Genomic DNA, 18,315 nt, shown 5'->3' with positions numbered 1-18,315 from the left:
GCAGCATCGTGGCCGGAACCATGAAGGTCGTGATCATGAGAGTGGCCCGGGGGACCGCCCGCGCGGCCTTGCGCCGGGCGTTCTGCGCGTCGGTGCGCCGCATGTCCTTGGCGAGAGCCACGAGGGTGTCCACGATGGGAGCGCCGAGTTCCTCGCCCTGCTGGAGGGCGGTGACGAACATGGCGACCTGCTCGGAGTCGTTGCGGCGCCGGAGTTCGGTGAAGGCCTGGCGGCGGCTCATGCCGAGGTCCATCTGGCGCAGGGTGATGGAGAGTTCGTCGGCCCAGGGACCCTCGTAGCGGCGGGCGACGCGGTCGAGGGCCTGGCGGAAGCCGAGCCCGGCGCTGACGACGACGGCGAGGACGTCGAGGAAGTCGGGCAGGGTGCGTTCGATGACGTCCCGGCGGACGCGGATCGCGGACCAGAGCCCGACCTCGGTCCAGAACGCGCCGAAGAGCAGCAGCAGGACGGCCACGAACCACTGGCCGCGCATCAGGAAGACGAGGAAGCCGACGCCGCCGAGCGCGCCGTAGACCGCGCGGCGGGCGGCGTAGCGGTCGAGGGTGAGGCCGCCGGGGTTGCCCGCGAGGTCGATCCTGCGGCGGTAGCGGGTGACCATGCGGGGGCCCATGAGGCGCAGTACGAGCGGGGCGTACCGCATGCCCATGCGGTCGATGACGGAGCCGACGGCGCCGGTGCGGGTGGCGCCGACCTCCAGGGCGAGGGCGAGGTCGCCGGGGAGTTTCGCGTCGGCGCGGTAGAGGCGGAGCCCGGCGAAGGCGCCCCAGACGGCGAGCCCGGCGACGAGTGCGAGCAGGAGTCCCATGCGGTCGGTCAGCTCCTCACACGTCGATCCGGCTCATCCGGCGGATGAGGACGAAGCCGACGGCGTACAGGGCGAAGGCGATGATCACGCATGCCTGGCCGACGGAGGAGCCGGTCATGCGCTCCAGGGCGCCGTCGCGTACGCCGTTCATCAGGAAGAGCGCGCCGATGCCGAGGACGGGGACGGCGTAGGAGGTCATGGTGACCTGGGAGAGCTGGGTGCGGACCTCGCGGCGGGTCTCCTTGCGTTCCTCCAGGGTGTCGGTGAGGTTGCGCAGCGCGGAGACGACCTGGCCGCCCGCCCGGTTGGAGAGGACGAGCGTGGTGACGAGGACGACGAGTTCGCGGGACGGGAGCCGTTCGGCGAGTTCGCCGAGGGCGTCGTCCATCGAGTGGCCGACGGCCAACTGGTCGGCGACCTTGTGGAGTTCCTCGCCCGCCGGGGCCTCCAGTTCTTCCGCGGCCATGCCGATGGCGGTGCGCAGGGCGAGTCCGGCCTGGGTGGCGTTGGCGAGGATGCGGGCGAGTTCGGGGAGTTGGTTGATGAAGCGTTCGATGCGTTTCTGGCGTTGCCAGTTGAGGAACTGCCAGGACGCCCAGATGCCGAGGAGTCCGGCGAGGGGGCCGAAGAAGGGGGCGAGGACGGCCTGTCCGATGAGCCAGAGCGCGGCGACGGTGGCGAGGAGGTAGACGAGGAACTCGCCGGGGGTGACGTCGAGTCCGGTGGCGGCGAGCCGCAGGCCGAGGCGGCGGCCGGGCGCGGTGCCGCGCAGTCGCCGGTCGAGGGTGCGGAAGCGGCGTGCGCGTCCGGGGGGCAGGGGTTCGCCGCTGTGGGTGAGCCGGTCGATCAGGGCGGCGCGTTCGGCGCGGCCGGAGGCGTAGGCGTGCACGCCGACGACGGCCAGGACGCAGGTCAGCAGGGCGACTCCGGTGGTGAGCCGGACGAGGTCGTTGAGGTGCATGGTGGCCTACCTGGCCTCTCGGGTGGCGAGCTGGTCGGCGGTGCGGGCGACGCCGAACGCCTGTGGGAGTGGCTGTCCGGCCATGTGCAGGCGGTCGGCGGCGCGGCGCGGCAGCGGGTGGTGGGTGTAGGAGCCGGGTACGCGGCCGTCGGCGGTCATCGGCTGGGCGTGGAAGCGGGCGGCGGTGGTGAGTCGGTACGGTTCTCCGCCGTGGCTGTCGAGGAGGGCGATCTCGGTGATGCGGCGGGCGCCGTCCGCGAACCGGGTGAGCTGGACGAGGACGTCCACGGCGCTGTTGATCTGGTCGTGCAGGGCGACGAAGGGGACTTCCACGTCGGACATGGAGGCGAGGGTCTGGAGCCGGGTGAGGGCGTCCTCGGCGCTGTTGGCGTGGACGGTGGCGAGTGAGCCGTCGTGGCCGGTGGACATGGCCTGGAGCATGTCGAGGGATTCGCCGCCGCGTACTTCGCCGACGACGATGCGGTCGGGCCGCATGCGCAGCGAGTTGCGGACGAGGTCGCGGATGGTGACCTGGCCCTTGCCCTCGACGTTGGGCGGCCGGGATTCCAGGCGGACGACGTGGGTCTGCTGGAGCTGGAGTTCGGCGGAGTCCTCGATGGTGATGATGCGTTCGTGGGCCGGGATGAGTCCGGACAGGGCGTTGAGCAGGGTGGTCTTGCCGGTGCCGGTGGCGCCGGAGACGATGATGTTGAACTTGGCCTGCACGAGTGCGGCGAGCAGGTACACCATGTGTTCGTCGAGGGAGTCGAGGCCGACGAGTTCGTGCAGGGTGAAGGAGCGCGGGAAGCGGCGGATGGTGAGGACGGGTCCGGTGAGGGAGAGCGGCGGGATGATGACGTTGACGCGTTCGCCGGACGGCAGCCGGGCGTCCACCATCGGGTTCGACTCGTCCACGCGGCGGTTGACGGTGGAGACGATGCGTTCGATGGTCTGCATGAGCTGGTCGGCGGAGGCGAAGCGGAGGGGGAGCCGTTCGACGCGTCCGCCGCGTTCGACGAAGATCGATTCGGCGCCGTTGACCATGATCTCGGTGACGGAGGCGTCTTCCAGCAGGGGTTCCAGGATGCCGAGTCCGAGGGCTTCGTCCACGACGCGGCGGATGAGCTGGGCGCGTTCGGCGGTGGAGAGGACCGGGCCTTCGCGGCTGATGATGTGTCCGAGGACGCGTTCGAGGCGGGCGCGGCGTTCGGTGGTGGCGAGCGCGCTCATCTCCGCGAGGTCGATCTCTTCCAGGAGTTTGGCCCGGTAGGAGGCGACCAGCCGGTCGTCCTCGCCCCGGCTGCGGTTCTCCTCGGGGGTGCCGATGCGTGCCCGGAGGCTCATGGGTGCGTCTCTCCCGGTCAGTGGTCGAGGGGCATGGTGGCGGTCTTCTTCGCGGCGCCGAGGTCCCAGAGGATCTTGGGGATGCGGACGGTGGCGGTGACGGTGACGGTGTCTCCGCCGCCGCCTCCGCCGGTGCAGCTGACGTCGGTCCCGCCGCTGACCGCCCGTGCGCAGGCGGCTCCGGCGTCCTGGCGGAGTGAGGCGGCCCGTGCTCCGGCCCGCGCGGCGGTTCCGGCCTGCTCGGCGGCGTAGGCGACCGCGCCGATCTGGATGCCGACGAGGCCGACGATCAGGAGGACGGGGACGAACCCCAGGTATTCGATCGCGACTTGACCCCGGTCGCGCCCCAGCCGCGCTCGCCGGTGGGTGTGTTGTCCGGTGTTTTCGTGAACTCGTGTGCGCATTTCAGCGCTTCACCTCCTCCACCGCTCCGGCGTGGCCCCAGACCGTGACCGGGAAGTCGATCAGGCCGGGGAAGAGGGCGGGGACCTTGACCCCGATCTCGGCGGTGACCCATCCGGTGCCGCCGCACTGCCGTACCCGCGCTCCGCTGCGCCAGGCCCCCGTGAGGTCTTTCAGCGCGGCCTGTCGGCAGGCGCCCTGGCGTGCTCCGGGTGGTGCGGCGGTGCCCGCGCGGACGCCTTCGTCGGCGGCGTTCCCCGCGAGGGTGAAGGCGTACCCGACGAGTACGGCCTGCCACATGAGCACCAGGGTGAGGACGATCAGCGGGGTCATGCCGAGGAGTTCGACACTGACCTGTCCCCGGTCTCCCCCGGTGCGGAGCACTCTCCGCACCGCTGGTGAGTCCCGTACCGTACGCGGCCGTTGACGCATCGCTGCTCAGTCCCTCCTGCGGCGCAGGCCGACCGTGCCCCGCCCCGGGCTCCGGTGGGCGCCCTCGGTGGCCTTGACCAGGCCGAGTTCACCGGCGAGCGTCCACAGGGCCTGTTTCACGGTGCTCCGGTTGTCGAGTTCGTGCAGGCGTCCGGCGTCCACGACGGCCTGGAGTTCCTTGAAGTGGGCGGGGACGGCGGTGCGGGCGAGGGCGGTGCCGGTGATCCGCTGGATCAGGGCGGGCTGGATCTCCGTACCGCGTGAGTGGCGGTTGACGACGAGGGTGGTCTCCTCGGCCTTGCGGATCTGCAGCCGGTCCCACATGCGGACGGTGCGTTTGGCGGCGCGTACGGCGATGACGTCGGGGGTGGTGACGAGCAGCGCGGTGTCCGCGGACTCCACGGCCGCCGCGTTGGCGGCGCCGAGCTGGGCGCCGCAGTCCACGACGACCACGTCGTAGCGGGAGCGCAGGGCGCTGAGAAGCTGGCGGACGGAGCGGTCGGTGACCTCCTCGCCGCGTTCGCCCTCGCCGGGGGCGAGCAGCAGGGCGAGTCCGCTGTCGTGCCGGAACACGGCGTCGGCGAGGACGCGGGGGGAGATGTCGCTGATGGCGGCGAGGTCGGCGACGGAGCGGCGGAACTGTACGTCGAGGTAGGAGGCGATGTCGCCGGACTGGAGGTCGAGATCGACCAGGGCGGTGGAGCGGCCCGACGCCTGTGCGGCGAGGGCGAGGTGGACGGCGGCGACGGTGGCGCCGGTGCCGCCCTTGGCGCCGCTGACGGTGACGACGGTGCCGCCCGCTCCGGCCGGGGTGTCGGTGCCCCGGCCGAGGTGGCGCCGTACTCCGGTGGACCACTGGGCGACGGCCTGGACGCGGGCGGCGAGTTCTTCGTACGACAGCGGGAGCGCGACCAGGCCGCGGGCGCCGGAGTCCATCGCGGCGGCGAACAGGCCGGGTCCGGCGTCGGCGGTGACGAGGACGACGCCGACGGCGGGGAAGCGGAGCGCGACCTCGCGGATCAGCTCCAGCGCGGGCAGCGGGCCGATCCGTTCGTGGACGACGACGACCTCGGGGAGTTCGTCCACGGAGTCGGCGGCGAGCCGGGCGAGGGTGTCGAGCAGCGCGGTGGAGTCGTTGAGCGGTGGCTGCGGTTCGGCGTCGGGGAGCTGGCTGAGCAGGGTGACGAGGGAGCGTACGGCGTCCGGGTCGGCGCCGGCCGGGAGGATCCTGGTGGGCATGCGGACCGCCTCACTTGTCCGTGGCGAGTTCGTAGGTGCGGTCCCTGTCGGGGATGCCGGTGCCGCCGCCGGGGGCCACCAGGGCGAGGCGGACGCGCTGGGCGAAGGACTCGGCGTAGGTGACGCGCTGGGCGTCGAGGGTGGACAGCGCGAAGGTGATCGGGACGGCCTCGGTGGCCTGTTGCCGGTTGTCGTCGCCGCGGTCGGGTTCGAGGGCGGTGATCCGGCCGACGTCGAGGACGCGGGCGTCGGTGACGATGATCTTCGACTGGTCGGGGTCGGTCTGCTTCTTGCCCTGGAAGGTGGCGTAGACGTTGACCCGCGAGCCGGGGGTGATCTTGCCGGCGACTCCGGTGGCCGCGTCGATCATGATGGCGACCTCCTGCTGGCCGGGGCGGAGCGCGGGCCGGTCCACGATCATGTCGCTCTGGAGCAGCGAGCCGGGGCGCAGGGTGGTGACGGCGATCTTGCCGCGCAGCTGTGTCAGGTCGGTGACGGCGTTGGCCGACAGCCACCGTTTCGGCATCTCGATCTTCTCGAACTGGCCGCCGGTCAGGGCGGTGTACGGCTGCACCTCGGACTTCACCCGGTAGGCGGCGACCTCGGGGCCGACCTTGGACTGCGCGTCGCGGACGACGGAGAGGACTCCGGCGAAGGCGCCGAGCGCGCAGAGGACGGAGAGGATGAGGAGTATGACGCCGCGGCGCTGACGGGAGTTCATGAACCGTGCAACCTCGTTGGGGGAGTCGGTCGGGCGGAGGGCGGGCGGTGCGCGGTGGGGCGGGGTGGTGGCCGGTCCGGTCAGGCGGGCGTGCGTTGTTCCAGTGCGCGGGGTCCGGGCAGGTCGTGGGCGGGCGGGGTGGCGGAGCAGAAGACGCAGCGGTCCCCGATGACGTCGATGCCGCACCAGTGGCAGCGTGACTGCCTTACGGAGGAGACGAGTTGGTAGAGGACCGAGAGGTCGGCGAGGTGGGCGCAGAACTCGGCGGTGCGCGGGGTGGCCCACCAGCGGGCGGACTCGGCGGGCAGGTCGGTCTCGCGCAGCCCGTGGCAGTTCCAGGTGTCGGCGAGGCCGGTGGCGAAGTCGCCGGGGTGCTGTCCCTTGGCGACGAGCATCCAGGTGCCGAACTCGGGCCCCTTGAGGGTGGCTCCGGGGGCGATCTTGACGAGCTGCGGTTCGGGGTGGGCGAGGACGGCGAACTGGGTGCCGGGCATCCAGGACTTGGCGTGCGCCTTGAGGCCGACGGGGACGCGGTCCAGCCGGGCGACCGAGCCGAGGACGGCACCGGCGTGCAGGTAGTGCGTGAGCAGGCGGCCCGCGGAGGCGAGCACGCCGGGGCTGAGGTCGCAGGAGGCGAGCTGGCGGAGCTGGCGGGCGAGGACGGCGACGGCGAGCGGCGGAAGTCCGGGACGGAACACGGCGATCCGGTCGCTCTCCAGCAGTGAGCGCAGGGTGTAGAGGCGGCGCAGTACCGGTTCGGGGGTGGCCTCGGAGCAGACGACGACCAGGTGGCCGTGGAGTTCGGTGAGGTCGTGCAGTTCGATCAGGGTCTGTTCCAGCGGGCGCTGGTCGAGGTCGCGCAGGACGACGGCGGGCATGGTCCGTTCGTCCTGCGCCGGCAGTGCCATGTCGGCACTGGTCACGGCGACGGCAGTTGGCACGCGCAGCTCCCCGCTCCTCACACCCGGCGGCCCACCGGTGTCACTCCCGCGGGCCAGGGCGACTTCATTGCGTGACTACCTGAGCACTGTATCCACGGGCCATTGGCCGGAGAACAGCGTTTGTCCACCTCATGTGGAACATCGTGATCACAACTCCTGCCAAATCAGGACAGGTTGAGTACGTGGAGTCAGCGGGGCGGGCGAACGGGCGGGGCGTGCGGGGGATTTGGTCTGGACCTCTTGACAGCGGAATTGGTCTGGACCAACTTGGACCCAGCGGGGACGGCACCGCTCCGGCGCAGCGCTCCCCGCACGTCATGTCCGCCTTTCCGCACTCCCCGTGCTCCTCGCTCTTCCGTGCTCCTCGCACTCCCCGTACTCCCTGTACCCCCGTGAGTTCCCCACCCCACTCCCTCCGGAGGCCCCAGTGGACCGCGCACCAGGCATGCCCCGATCCCGCCGCAGACGCCGTACCGCCCTGTGGTCCGCCGCGACCGCGCTCGCCGTGTCCGTCGCCGGTCTCGCGGCGGCTGCACCCGCCGCCGCCGCCGACGTCAACAACGTCCGCAACGCGGGCTTCGAGTCCGGCCTTTCGAACTGGACGTGTTCCGCGAACAGCGGGACGACCGTCAACTCACCCGTACACAGCGGCTCTTCTGCGCTGCGCGGGACCCCGGCCGGGCAGGACAACGCGCAGTGCGTCCAGTCGGTGGCCGTGAAGCCCAACTCCCGCTACACACTGAGCGCGTGGGTCCAGGGCGGCTACAGCTACCTGGGCGTGACCGGCTCCGGCACCACCGACGTCTCCACCTGGACGCCGGACTCCGCGTCCTGGAAACAGCTCACCACGAGCTTCACCACGGGCGCGTCCACCACCTCCGTGACCGTCTACACCCACGGCTGGTACGGCCAGGCGGCCTACTACGCCGACGACGTCTCGCTGTTCGGCCCCGACGGGGGCGGCACGGGCGGCGGAGGCGGGGGCAACCCGACGGTCCCGGCCGCTCCGTCCGGCCTCAACGTCACCGGTACGACCTCGTCCTCGGTGTCGCTGGCCTGGTCGGGCGTGTCCGGCGCCACCGGCTACAACGTGTACCGCAACGGCACGAAGGTGACGGGCGTGACCGGCACCTCGGCCACGGTGAGCGGCCTGACCGCCTCGACCTCGTACGGCTTCCAGGTGACCGCGACCAACGCGGCGGGCGAGTCGGGCAAGTCCGCGACGGTGACCGGGACGACGGCCGGGACCGGCGGGGGCAGTGGCGGAGGCGGTGGCGGCTCCGTGGCGAAGCACGCCGTGACCGGCTACTGGCAGAACTTCAACAACGGCGCGCGGGTCCAGAAGATCTCCGACGTGCCCGCCGCGTACGACATCATCGCGGTCGCCTTCGCGGACGCCACCGGCACACCGGGCGCCGTCACCTTCAACCTGGACTCGGCGGGCCTCGGCGGCTACACCGTGGACCAGTTCAAGGCGGACATCCGCGCCAAGCAGGCGGCCGGCAAGAAGGTCATCATCTCGATCGGCGGCCAGAACGGCACGGTGTCGGTGAGCGACTCCGGCTCGGCGGCGAACTTCGCCAACTCGGTGTACTCGCTGATGCAGACGTACGGCTTCGACGGGGTGGACATCGACCTGGAGAACGGGCTGAACGCGACCTACATGACGCAGGCGCTGCGCTCACTGTCCGGCAAGGCGGGTTCCTCGCTGGTCATCACGATGGCCCCACAGACCATCGACATGCAGTCCACGTCCAACTCGTACTTCCAGACGGCGCTGAACATCAAGGACATCCTCACCGTCGTCAACATGCAGTACTACAACAGCGGTTCGATGCTCGGCTGCGACGGCAAGGTCTACAGCCAGGGCTCGGTGGACTTCCTCACCGCGCTGGCCTGCATCCAGCTCGAAGGCGGCCTCTCCCCCGCCCAGGTCGGCCTGGGCCTCCCCGCCTCCACCAGCGGCGCCGGGAGCGGCTACGTCTCCCCCACCGTCGTCAACAACGCCCTCGACTGCCTCGCCCGCGGCACCAACTGCGGCTCCTTCCGCCCCTCCCGCACCTATCCCGCCCTCCGCGGCGCCATGACCTGGTCCACCAACTGGGACGCCTCCGCGGGCAACGCCTGGTCCAACTCGGTGGGCGCCCACGTCCACGCCCTGCCGTAACCCGCACCCACCGGAACGGCGCCCGGACTCCTCCTAGGGGTCCGGGCGCCGTCGCGCGCGAGGGGAACAGCCAGTGCGGTCGGCGGCTCACTCCCCGGCGAACAGATCCGCCGCCTCCCGCGCGTGCACCGCCCGCCGGGCCCAGACCTCCAACTGGTCCAGGTCGGCACACGCCTCGACGCGCTCACGGACGGAGTCCGGGACGGGAATGTCCCGCCACTGGAGGATGCGGAGGGTCATCTCCCGCCGATCCCCGATACGCCCCAGCTCCACACCCTGTTCCCGCCCCTCCGCGCGCACCTGTTCGGCGAGGGGGTGCCGCCAGAAGTACTGGATCGCCGTCATGAGGTCCCTCCACGTCCGTACGACCGCGTACGGAGTGATCAACGAGCCGGGAGCCGGAAAGTCGTGCGACGGACGAACGAGCTGCCGGGTCCGGGTGGGCGGACGCGGCAGCTCGCGGGGAGGGGGGATCCGCTGGGGCTAGGCCTCTTCGAAGTACGCGTCCAGGACCGCGTCCAGCTCGGATTCCCAGGTGGCGAAGTCCGAGCGGGACTTCGCCTCGATCTCGATGGGGTACCAGCGGCTGTCCGGGGTGTGGACGGTGATGGTGAAGCGTTTGCCGAAGCGGGCGGTCTCGGTCTCGACGGCGGCGATCTCGTGCCAGCGGAACTCGCAGTCCTCCTCGTCGAGGCGGAGACGGACGCCGCGGTGGTCGGCGGCGAAGCGGGCGCGGCGGTCGGACGCCTCGAAGGCCGGGCCGTCGGCGGGGCCGTCGGGGACGGTCTCCTCCGGGGCCTCGGCGGGCGCCGGTTCCGGGGCCGCGTCCGCGGGCTCCTCCTCGGCGGCCGGGGCGGCGGGCGCGGGCGCCTTGGCCGGGGCCGTGAGGCCGGGAATGAAGGCCGGGTCGAAGCCGGCGCCCGTCACGGGCTCGGCCTTCGACGCGTCGGTCTCCGACGGCTTGCTGCTCGATCCTATGCGCTGGTCCACGGCCGCAGTATGGACGACTTTCCTGTGCCGGAACCAGTCAGCCCGCCGAAGATTCGCCACCGTCCGCAGGCCAACGCGCTGACCTGCGACGACGATTCACCCTCACGCACGCCTTACACGAACACGCTCACGACCCCCGCCACCACGAACCCCGCCACCGACAGCACCGACTCCAGCACCGTCCACGTCTTCAGGGTGTCCCGCTCCGTGATGCCGAAGTACTTGGCGACCATCCAGAACCCCCCGTCGTTGACGTGCGAGGCGAAGATGGAACCGGCGGAGATCGCCATGATGACGAGCGCGGTGAACGCCTGCGAGGAGTGGTCGGCGGCGAGCAGTGGCGCGACGATGCCCGCCGTCGTCACGATGGCGACCGTGGCCGAGCCCTGGGCGACCCGCAGGACGAGGGAGATCAGGTACGAGAGGACGATCACCGGCAGGCCCACGCCGTGGAAGGTGTCGGAGAGGGCCTGCGCCACCCCGCTGGCCTTGAGGACGGCACCGAAGACGCCGCCCGCGCCGACGACCAGCAGGATGTTGCCGACCGGCTTCAGCGACGAAGTGGACACCGTCTCCAGGGACTTGCGGGACCAGCCGCGCCGGATGCCGAGCAGCCAGTAGGCGAGCACCAGGGCGAGGGTGAGGGCGACGAACGGGTTGCCGAGGAACTCCAGGACCGAGCGGGCCGGGGAGGGGTCCAGGGCGATGGAGGAGAAGGTCGCCGCGAGGATGAGGACCAGCGGGGTGCCGATGATGGTCAGCACGGTGGCGAGCGGTACGGGCGTCTCGCGCGGCTCGACCCCGGCCCGCCGCTGCTCCGCCACGACCGCCTGCCGCGCCTCGTCGGCCGCCTCCACCATGTCCTGCGGTACGGCGACGAAGATCCGGCGGCCGATCCAGGCGGCGTAGGCCCACGCGGCGAGCACGGCGGGGATGCCGCAGACCACGCCCATGAGGATGATCCAGCCGAGCTGCACGTGCAGCAGTCCGGCGGCGGCCACCGGGCCGGGGTGCGGGGGCAGGAACGCGTGGGTCATGGAGAGACCGGCGAGCAGCGGCAGGCAGTACAGCAGGATCGACTTGCCGGAGCGCTTGGCGGCGGCGTAGACGAGCGGCGCGAGGACGAAGATGCCGACGTCGAAGAAGACCGGGATGCCGAAGATCAGACCGGTCAGGCCCATCGCCAGCGGAGCGCGCCGCTCACCGAAGAGGTTCAGCAGCCGGGACGCCAACACCTCGGCTCCGCCGCTGACTTCGAGGATCGCGCCGAGCATCGTACCGAGGCCGATGATGATCGCCACGTGCCCGAGGATGCCGCCCATCCCGGACTCGATGGTGGAGACGGCGTCGGAACGCTGGACGGTGCCGAAGAGTTCGGTCACGGAGAGACCGGCGAGCAGGCCGACGGCTATGGACACGGCGAGCAGCGCCACGAACGGCTGGAGCCGCACCTTGATGATCAGGAAGAGCAGCAGCACGATGCCGAGCGCGGCGACCGTGAGCAGTCCGGGTGTGCCGCCGAGCAGCAGGAGCAGGCCGCCGGTGTGGGGCGGGGCGGCCGGTGCGGGGGCGGCGAACGCGGTGAGCGGGAGGGACATGGGGGGTCCTCTGCGTCGGTACGTCGGGAGGTGAGAACGGCGGTACGGCGTGCGTCCGGCCGTCGCGGGCGGCGCGGGGCAGCGCGGAGCGCGGCAGGGCACCCCGGGTGGGGGGGCGCCGCGCCGTGCGGTCGTACGGGGAAGGGGGCCGCTCAGCCGAGGACGGCGAGCGCGTCGATCTCGATGAGCAGGCCGGGCGGCAGACCGACGTAGACGGTGGTGCGGGCGGCCGGGGGCTGGGAGAGGCCCTGCTCCTCGAAGTAGGTGTTGTAGAGGGCGTTCATCTCCGCGAAGTGGTCCGTGTCGGTGAGGTAGACGCGGATCATCATCACGTCGTCCCAGGTCGCGCCGCCCTCTTCGAGGATCGACTTGACGTTGGCGAACGTCTGGAGGGTCTGCTCGCGCAGGGAGGGCCCGGCCGGGGTGGGGGCCCTGCCCTCCTCGGCGGGCAGGAAGCCGACCTGACCGGCGACCTGGAGGATGTTGCCCTTGCGCACCCCGTGGGAGAACTTCGCGGGCGGCACGGTGTGGGTCGTGGGGGTGAGCGCGGTCTTCTCGGTCATGCGGGGTCCCTTACTGGCGTTCTTCCGGAGTACTCGCCGCTGATGGCGTCCGCCGTGCGGCGCACCCGCGGGAGCAGCGTGAGGAGTTCCTCGGCGGTGACGACGACGTTCGGCGCGGACACCGACATCGCGGCGACCACCCGGCCGTCGGCGCCGCGGACGGGCGCCGCGACGCAGTTGATGGACTCCTCGTGGCCACCGAGGTCGGTGGCCCAGCCCTGTTCCCGCACCTGCTCCAACTCCCTTAGGAAAGCGGGGGCGTTGGGGGTGGAACGGGCCGTGTAGAGGGGGTATTCGAGCTTCTCCGCGAGGGCGCGGCGGGTGGGCTCGGGCAGGTCGGCGAGGAGGAGTTTGGCGACGGCGGCGACGGTGATGGCGACGGGTTTGCCGATCCGGGAGTACATGCGGACCGGGTAGCGGCTCTCGACCTTGTCGATGTACAGCACCTCGCCCTCCTCGTACACCGCGAGGTGCACGGTGTGGCCGCAGCTCTCGTTGAGGCGGGCCAGGTGGGGGTGGGCGATCTCGCGGATGTCGAGGTTCTCCATCGCCTCCTGGGCGAGGGCGAAGAGGCGGGCGCCGAGGCGGTAGCGCTGGTCGGACTGGCGGTAGACCAGGCCGTGTTCGTGCAGGGTGCGCAGCAGGCGCAGCGCGGTGGACTTGTGCACGCCGAGCCGGTCCGCGACCTGGCCGAGGTCGGCGGGGCCCTCCGCGAGCAGCGGCAGGATGCTCAGGGCGCGGTCTACGGTCTGGCTCATGGGGCGTTCGTCTCCTTCGCGGCGGCCTGTCCGGCTTGCGTCCAGCCGGGGCCGAGACGAAGTTTCTCCCATTCCGCGTCGTCCAGTGCGGCCAGCCGGTCGGCGTGGTCACGGGCGGGCGGTGCGGCGAGGTCGCCGGGGACGGTGAGCGCGGCGGCGGCGAAGAGGTGTCCGTGCCGGAGGCGGTCCCGCAGGGGGAGGCCGCGCAGGGTGGCGGCGAGGAACCCGGCGGCGAACGCGTCGCCCGCACCGGTGGCGGCCACGACGTCCACGCGCAGCGCCCGCGCCTCGGCGGCCGGAGCGAGGCGTACGGCGTGCGGTGCCAGGCGTACGGCGTCCGATGCGAGGCGTACGGCGGCCGGGTGCGGCGGTGCCGTCCCGGCGCCCGGGGTGGGGGCGGGGGCGGGCTCCGCCGTCGGGGCCGACGTGAACGCCACCGCGCCCGCCGCGCCCCGCTTGACCACCAGCACCCCCGGCTCGGGCAGCACCTCCCGGACCGCCGCCGCACCGCCCCGTACTCCCCAGGCCGCCTCCGCCTCGTCCTCCCCCACGAACACCACGTCCGCCCGGCGTGCCAGTTCCAGCAGGACCGCGCTCCCCCGGTCGTCCCACAGCGAGGGGCGGTGGTTGACGTCGAAGGAGATCAACGGGCGGCCGGGGTACGGGGACATGAGGTCGTACAGGAGGTCGCGGCACCCTGCCGAGAGTGCCGCCGTGATCCCGGAGAGGTGCAGTACCCGCGCCGACCGCAGCGCGGCCGGGTCCACGTCGGCCGGGCTCATCGCGGAGGCCGCCGACCCCGCCCGGTAGTAGGCGACCTCGTGGTCGCCGGTGCCCCGGTCCCCGGCGGTGCGGAAGTAGACGCCGGTGGGGCGGGCGGGGTCGCGGTGGACGGCGGAGACATCGACGCCGTGGGAGGCGATGTGTTCCAGGAGGTGGTCGCCGAAGCCGTCCGTGCCGACGCGGCTGACCCAGCGGGCGGTGTGTCCGGCGGCGGCGAGCATGCAGGCGACGTTGGACTCGGCGCCGCCGACGGTGCGCGCGAACGAGGGGACGTCGGCGAGGCGGCCGGGCCGGGTGGGCAGGAACGTGATCATGGACTCGCCGAGGGTGGCCACGTCGGCCGTCGCCGGGTTCTCCGGCGCGGAGCTGAGCTGTCCGTCGGCGGTCACGATGGCGGCGGTCCCTCCCTCGGCTGCCGGGTCGGCGGCTCCGTTGACCCGGTGCTGGCCGAGATGTTAGACAGCGGTACGCGACATACGCAATGGTCGTTGCAGAAATCGCAACGCACCTGATCAGGAGGTCGGAATGGGCCACGGCAACGGCACAAGCACCGCCCTGGACGCGCTCACGCACCTCGCCGGGGAACGCATCGACCACCGTTTCAAGGGCCTGCCGCCGGACGCGCTGGGCCTGACCGTGGCCGAGCTGGCCGGGCAGCGCCGCAACCTCTTCGACGGTGGTTTCACCACCCCCGTGCTCACGCTGTCCGCCGAGCGCCTGGCGCACAACCTCGCGCTGATGAAGACGTACACCGAACGGCACGGCCTGGCGTTCGCCCCGCACGGGAAGACCTCGATGGCCCCGCAGCTGTTCCGGCGGCAGATCGAGCACGGCGCCTGGGGCATCACGCTCGCGGTGCCCCATCAGGTGTGGGTGGCGCGGGCGTTCGGGATCGAGCGGATCTTCCTGGCCAACGAACTCGTGGACGCGCCCGCCCTGCGCCGGATCGCCGCCGACCTCGCGGCCGATCCGGACTTCCGTTTCCTCTGCTACGTCGATTCGGTGCGCGGGGTGGAGCTGATGGACGCGGCACTGCGCGGTTCCGCCCGCCCGGTGGACGTGGTCGTCGAACTGGCGGCGGGCGAGGGCGCCCGGACCGGGGTGCGCGGCGAGGCGGAGTGCCTGGCGGTCGCGGACGCGGTGGCCGCCGCACCGACCCTGCGCCTGGCCGGGGTCGCGGGCTACGAGGGCGAGGTGCCCGGCGCCGACCCGGCGCGCGTGGCCGCCTATCTGCGTCAACTCCTGGCGCTGGCGGTGAGGTTCGACGCCGAGGGCCGGTTCGCGGACGTGGACGGGATCGTGGTGAGCGCGGGCGGCAGCGCCTGGTTCGACACGGTGGCCGAGGTGTTCGCGGAGGTACCCGAACTGTCGCGCCCGGCATTGAAGTTGCTCCGCTCGGGGGCGTACGTCTCGCACGACGACGGCCACTACCGGAGGATCAGCCCCTTCACCCGCGTCCCCGAGGAGGGCGCGCTCCAAGCCGCGTTCCGGCTGTGGGCGCAGGTCGTCTCGCGCCCCTCGCCGGAGCAGGCGTTCGTCAACGCGGGCAAGCGGGACGCGGCCCACGACCTCGACCTCCCCGACGCCCAGGTGGTCCGCCGGGACGGCACCGAGCGCCCGGCGGACGGCGTGTCCGTCGCCAAGCTCTCCGACCAGCACGCCTGGCTCACCACCACCCCGGAGGCGGACCTGGAGGTGGGCGACTGGGTCGGCTTCGGCCTGTCCCACCCGTGCACGTCGTTCGACAAGTGGCAGCTCGTCCCGGTGACCGAGGCGGACGGCACGGTCGTGGATTACGTCCGCACGTTCTTCTAGACGCTCAGGGCGACGAACAGGAGCCTCCTATGGCGGAGTTGGTGGTCCGGGACGCGGAAGTGGCCGACGGCACCGGGCAGCCGTCGTACCGCGCGGACGTGGTGCTCGACGGCGGGCGGATCGTGGAGATCGTGCGGGAGGCGGCGGCAGCGGGCTGTCAACGGCCGACCGCGACACGCGAGTTGGACGCGGACGGGCTGGTCCTGGCCCCCGGCTTCATCGACATGCACGCCCACTCCGACCTCGCCCTGCTGCGCGATCCGGACCACGCCGCGAAGGCCGCGCAGGGCGTCACCCTCGAAGTCGTCGGCCAGGACGGGCTGTCGTACGCCCCGGTGGACGACCGGACTCTGGAGGAGGTGCGGCGGGCGATCACCGGGTGGAACGGGTACGGCGACGACCTGGACCTGGACTGGCGGACGGTCGGTGAGTACCTGGACCGGCTGGACCGGGGCGTCGCCGTCAACGCGGCCTATCTGATCCCGCAGGGCACGGTCCGCGCCCTCGCCGTCGGCTGGGACGACCGGCCCGCCACCCCAGCTGAGCTGGACCGGATGCGCGCCCTGGTCGCGGAGGGCATGGAACAGGGCGCCGTCGGCCTCTCCTCGGGTCTCACCTACACCCCCGGCATGTACGCCCCGGACACCGAGCTGACCGAACTGTGCCGCGTGGTCGCGGAGTTCGGCGGCTACTACTGCCCGCACCACCGCTCCTACGGCGCGGGCGCGCTGGAGGCGTACGCCGAGATGGTCGCGCTGACCCGGGAGGCGGGCTGCCCGCTGCACCTGGCGCACGCGACGATGAACTTCGGCGTGAACGAGGGCCGGGCCCCGGAACTGCTGGCCCTGCTGGACGCGGCGCTGGACGCGGGCGCCGACATCACCCTGGACACCTATCCCTACACCCCCGGCTGCACCACGCTGGCCGCGCTGCTGCCCAGCTGGGCGAGCGAGGGCGGCCCGGAGCGGATCATGGCCCGGCTCACCGACCCGGCGACGGCCGCGCGCATCCGGCACGACCTGGAGGTCACCGGCTCGGACGGCTGCCACGGGGTGCCGGTGGAGTGGGAGACCGTCGAGATCTCCGGCACCGCGGACCCGGCCCTCGCGGACCAGGTGGGCTTCACGGTGCGGGAGTTGGCGCGGGCGCGCGGCGAGAGCCCGTGGGAGACGGCGCACCGGCTGCTGGTCGGGGACCGGTTGGGCACCACGATCCTCCAGCACGTCGGGCACGAGGAGAACGTCCGCGCGATCATGCGGCACCGGGCGCACACCGGCGGTTCGGACGGCATCCTCACGGGCGCCAAACCGCACCCGCGCGCGTACGGCACGTTCCCGCGCTATCTCGGGCACTACGTACGGGAGTTGGGGGTGCTGTCGCTGGAGGAGTGCGTGGCGCACCTCACCGGGCGCCCGGCGGCCCGGCTGCGGCTGCCGGACCGGGGGCTGGTCCGTGAGGGGTACCGCGCCGACCTGGTCCTGTTCGACCCCGCGACGGTCGCGCCCGGCGCCACCTTCGCCGCGCCGCGCACCCTGCCGACGGGCATCCCGCACGTGCTGATCGACGGGCGGTTCGTCATCGAGGACGGGTGGCGCACGGACGCACTGGCGGGCCGCTCGGTCCGGCGGACGCCGGTGGGCTGAGCGCGCACCGCCGCACAGCCGGGCGGGCCGCGTCGGCAGTGCGCGGCCCGCCCGGCTGTCACCCCTCGGCGCCGGGCGTCACGGCTTGGGCAGGGTGCAGCCCGAGGCGGCGAGGTTCAGCTTGTTGCCGGTCGTGAAGCAGGCCGGTATCTGGTAGGTCTCCTCGGCGTAGTTGATGCCCTGGCGGACGGTGACGTTGCCGTTCTGGTCCACCTCGCAGGGGTTGTTGACGGTGCAGCGCTGCCCGTCCTCGTTGCCGGTGTTGTTGACGGCGACGACCTTCCCGGTGGCGGTGTCGATGACCGGGGAGCCGGAGGTGCCGCCGATGGTGTCGCAGGCGGCGGTGTAGCGCAGCGAGTCCTTCCAGGTCCAGTCGCCCTCCTTGAGGCGGTAGACGAACCCGTCCACGGCGCAGGAGTAGATCCGCTTCCAGTAGCCGGAGACGACCTTGATGGCGGTCCCGGCGGTGGGGTGGGTGTTCTGCACGGTGAGCGCGCTGATGCCGTACGTGCTCCTGATCGCGGAGTACGTGGTGTTGAGGCGGTAGATCGTGACGTCCGTGTCGGTCATCGTGGAGTAGACGACCTGGTTGGCGCGGAGCGTGCCGATCTGGGTGCCCGAGGAGTTCAGCAGGCCGAAGGTGCGGCTGGAGGACTGGCCGGTGATGACCTGGCCGGGCGACGGGAAGCCGCTCTCCAGGCAGTGGCCGTTGGTCAGCACCAGCGCCGGGTCGCTGTCCGCGGAGCCCGGGAAGCGGACGACCGAGCCGGAGCAGTTGCTGAGCGAGACCGTCCCGGCGAAGTTCACGGTCACCGCCTTGGCGGCCTCGGCGGGTGCCGCGCCGCGGGCCTCGGCGGCCTTGGCGGACGCGGGGTGGGCCTGGGGTGCGGCGAGCGCGGGGGTCGCGCCGAGCCCGGCGAGCGCCAGCGCGGAGAGCGCGGCCAGGAGAGGCTTGTTCATGTGGGGTCCCCTCTGCGGACGGGGACGGCCGCCCGCATTGTCATGAGCATTCTCACGACAGGGGCTGAGGGGGACAAGGAGGCGTAACAGGACACTCCTTCCCCATGCGCCGTCGGCTCACGCCGTGGGCACCGGCCGTGACCGCGCTGCGGCCACGCGGGCGCGGGAGGGG

General features: G+C 72.2%; 17 protein-coding genes and 1 pseudogene. 3 read left to right on the top strand and 15 right to left on the bottom strand.

Annotated features, from left to right (window positions below; genetic code table 11):
* From KUM39_RS19350 to KUM39_RS19315, 8 genes are all read right to left on the bottom strand, one after another.
* A partial coding sequence (locus tag KUM39_RS19350) for a DUF5936 domain-containing protein (protein WP_217786970.1) occupies positions 1–826 on the bottom strand: 826 nt, incomplete at its 3' end.
* A gap of 16 nt (positions 827–842) precedes the next feature.
* Positions 843–1,787: a type II secretion system F family protein gene (locus KUM39_RS19345; RefSeq protein WP_217786968.1), complete on the bottom strand. Its 945-nt coding sequence runs from the start codon at positions 1,785–1,787 to the stop codon at positions 843–845.
* Positions 1,788–1,793: 6 nt separating this feature from the next.
* Complete coding sequence (locus KUM39_RS19340; protein ID WP_217786967.1) at positions 1,794–3,131, bottom strand: TadA family conjugal transfer-associated ATPase; 1,338 nt, start codon at positions 3,129–3,131, stop codon at positions 1,794–1,796.
* A gap of 17 nt (positions 3,132–3,148) precedes the next feature.
* Positions 3,149–3,535, bottom strand: coding sequence for a TadE/TadG family type IV pilus assembly protein (locus KUM39_RS19335; RefSeq protein ID WP_217786966.1), 387 nt, complete (start codon positions 3,533–3,535; stop codon positions 3,149–3,151).
* Position 3,536: 1 nt separating this feature from the next.
* Positions 3,537–3,917, bottom strand: a complete 381-nt coding sequence (locus tag KUM39_RS19330) for a pilus assembly protein (protein ID WP_217786965.1) — start codon at positions 3,915–3,917, stop codon at positions 3,537–3,539.
* 54 nt (positions 3,918–3,971) lie between these two features.
* Positions 3,972–5,204, bottom strand: a complete 1,233-nt coding sequence (locus KUM39_RS19325; RefSeq protein ID WP_217786964.1) for a CpaE/TadZ family protein — start codon at positions 5,202–5,204, stop codon at positions 3,972–3,974.
* Between the two features lie 10 nt (positions 5,205–5,214).
* Positions 5,215–5,925: a Flp pilus assembly protein CpaB gene (gene cpaB, locus KUM39_RS19320; RefSeq protein ID WP_217786963.1), complete on the bottom strand. Its 711-nt coding sequence runs from the start codon at positions 5,923–5,925 to the stop codon at positions 5,215–5,217.
* An 80-nt stretch (positions 5,926–6,005) separates the two neighbouring features.
* Positions 6,006–6,833 (bottom strand): hypothetical protein, encoded by an 828-nt coding sequence (locus KUM39_RS19315; protein ID WP_246620404.1) that lies wholly within the window; start codon positions 6,831–6,833, stop codon positions 6,006–6,008.
* 478 nt (positions 6,834–7,311) lie between these two features.
* On the opposite strand from KUM39_RS19315, the gene KUM39_RS19310 reads away from it, so the two are divergent.
* A complete protein-coding gene (locus KUM39_RS19310; RefSeq protein ID WP_217786961.1) occupies positions 7,312–9,033 on the top strand; it encodes a chitinase in 1,722 nt (573 codons plus the stop codon).
* 87 nt (positions 9,034–9,120) lie between these two features.
* Here KUM39_RS19310 and KUM39_RS19305 read toward each other — a convergent pair.
* From KUM39_RS19305 to KUM39_RS19280, 6 genes and pseudogenes are all read right to left on the bottom strand, one after another.
* Positions 9,121–9,390: pseudogene (locus KUM39_RS19305) on the bottom strand (hypothetical protein); the annotation flags it as partial.
* A gap of 126 nt (positions 9,391–9,516) precedes the next feature.
* The gene (locus tag KUM39_RS19300) at positions 9,517–10,023 is read right to left on the bottom strand and encodes a hypothetical protein (RefSeq protein WP_246620397.1); all 507 of its coding nucleotides are present in this window, start codon (positions 10,021–10,023) and stop codon (positions 9,517–9,519) included.
* 113 nt (positions 10,024–10,136) lie between these two features.
* Positions 10,137–11,621, bottom strand: a complete 1,485-nt coding sequence (locus KUM39_RS19295; protein ID WP_217786958.1) for a GntP family permease — start codon at positions 11,619–11,621, stop codon at positions 10,137–10,139.
* A 152-nt stretch (positions 11,622–11,773) separates the two neighbouring features.
* Complete coding sequence (locus KUM39_RS19290) at positions 11,774–12,184, bottom strand: RidA family protein (protein ID WP_217786957.1); 411 nt, start codon at positions 12,182–12,184, stop codon at positions 11,774–11,776.
* Entirely contained in the window at positions 12,181–12,942 is a 762-nt protein-coding gene (locus tag KUM39_RS19285) for an IclR family transcriptional regulator (protein WP_217786956.1), read from the bottom strand. The genes KUM39_RS19290 and KUM39_RS19285 overlap by 4 nt, the downstream gene beginning before the upstream one ends.
* On the bottom strand, positions 12,939–14,039 hold the full coding sequence (locus KUM39_RS19280; protein WP_217786973.1) for a sugar kinase: 1,101 nt from the start codon (positions 14,037–14,039) through the stop codon (positions 12,939–12,941). Before KUM39_RS19280 ends, KUM39_RS19285 begins: the two co-directional genes overlap by 4 nt.
* A 211-nt stretch (positions 14,040–14,250) precedes the next feature.
* Between KUM39_RS19280 and KUM39_RS19275 the strand changes: the two genes are divergently transcribed.
* The gene (locus KUM39_RS19275) at positions 14,251–15,540 is read left to right on the top strand and encodes an amino acid deaminase (RefSeq protein WP_217786955.1); all 1,290 of its coding nucleotides are present in this window, start codon (positions 14,251–14,253) and stop codon (positions 15,538–15,540) included.
* A gap of 29 nt (positions 15,541–15,569) precedes the next feature.
* Entirely contained in the window at positions 15,570–17,183 is a 1,614-nt protein-coding gene (locus KUM39_RS19270) for an N-acyl-D-amino-acid deacylase family protein (RefSeq protein ID WP_217786954.1), read from the top strand.
* A gap of 78 nt (positions 17,184–17,261) precedes the next feature.
* On the opposite strand, the gene KUM39_RS19265 is transcribed toward KUM39_RS19270, so the two are convergent.
* Positions 17,262–18,143 (bottom strand): trypsin-like serine peptidase, encoded by an 882-nt coding sequence (locus tag KUM39_RS19265; RefSeq protein WP_217786953.1) that lies wholly within the window; start codon positions 18,141–18,143, stop codon positions 17,262–17,264.
* Positions 18,144–18,315: the final 172 nt, after the last annotated feature.

This window comes from Streptomyces corallincola, assembly GCF_019104725.1.
Taxonomy (GTDB): domain Bacteria; phylum Actinomycetota; class Actinomycetes; order Streptomycetales; family Streptomycetaceae; genus Streptomyces; species Streptomyces corallincola.
This window is presented reverse-complemented; position numbering and strand designations above follow the sequence as displayed.

What these genes read in the sequence shown, in the direction of transcription:
- KUM39_RS19345 (WP_217786968.1), bottom strand. Translation starts at nt 1,787, where the DNA reads ATGCACCTCAACGACCTCGTCCGGCTCACCACCGGAGTCGCCCTGCTG.
- KUM39_RS19340 (WP_217786967.1), bottom strand. Translation starts at nt 3,131, where the DNA reads ATGAGCCTCCGGGCACGCATCGGCACCCCCGAGGAGAACCGCAGCCGG.
- KUM39_RS19335 (WP_217786966.1), bottom strand. Translation starts at nt 3,535, where the DNA reads ATGCGCACACGAGTTCACGAAAACACCGGACAACACACCCACCGGCGA.
- KUM39_RS19325 (WP_217786964.1), bottom strand. Translation starts at nt 5,204, where the DNA reads ATGCCCACCAGGATCCTCCCGGCCGGCGCCGACCCGGACGCCGTACGC.
- cpaB (WP_217786963.1), bottom strand. Translation starts at nt 5,925, where the DNA reads ATGAACTCCCGTCAGCGCCGCGGCGTCATACTCCTCATCCTCTCCGTC.
- KUM39_RS19315 (WP_246620404.1), bottom strand. Translation starts at nt 6,833, where the DNA reads ATGGCACTGCCGGCGCAGGACGAACGGACCATGCCCGCCGTCGTCCTG.
- KUM39_RS19310 (WP_217786961.1), top strand. Translation starts at nt 7,312, where the DNA reads ATGCCCCGATCCCGCCGCAGACGCCGTACCGCCCTGTGGTCCGCCGCG.
- KUM39_RS19295 (WP_217786958.1), bottom strand. Translation starts at nt 11,621, where the DNA reads ATGTCCCTCCCGCTCACCGCGTTCGCCGCCCCCGCACCGGCCGCCCCG.
- KUM39_RS19290 (WP_217786957.1), bottom strand. Translation starts at nt 12,184, where the DNA reads ATGACCGAGAAGACCGCGCTCACCCCCACGACCCACACCGTGCCGCCC.
- KUM39_RS19285 (WP_217786956.1), bottom strand. Translation starts at nt 12,942, where the DNA reads ATGAGCCAGACCGTAGACCGCGCCCTGAGCATCCTGCCGCTGCTCGCG.
- KUM39_RS19280 (WP_217786973.1), bottom strand. Translation starts at nt 14,039, where the DNA reads ATGATCACGTTCCTGCCCACCCGGCCCGGCCGCCTCGCCGACGTCCCC.
- KUM39_RS19275 (WP_217786955.1), top strand. Translation starts at nt 14,251, where the DNA reads ATGGGCCACGGCAACGGCACAAGCACCGCCCTGGACGCGCTCACGCAC.
- KUM39_RS19270 (WP_217786954.1), top strand. Translation starts at nt 15,570, where the DNA reads ATGGCGGAGTTGGTGGTCCGGGACGCGGAAGTGGCCGACGGCACCGGG.
- KUM39_RS19265 (WP_217786953.1), bottom strand. Translation starts at nt 18,143, where the DNA reads ATGAACAAGCCTCTCCTGGCCGCGCTCTCCGCGCTGGCGCTCGCCGGG.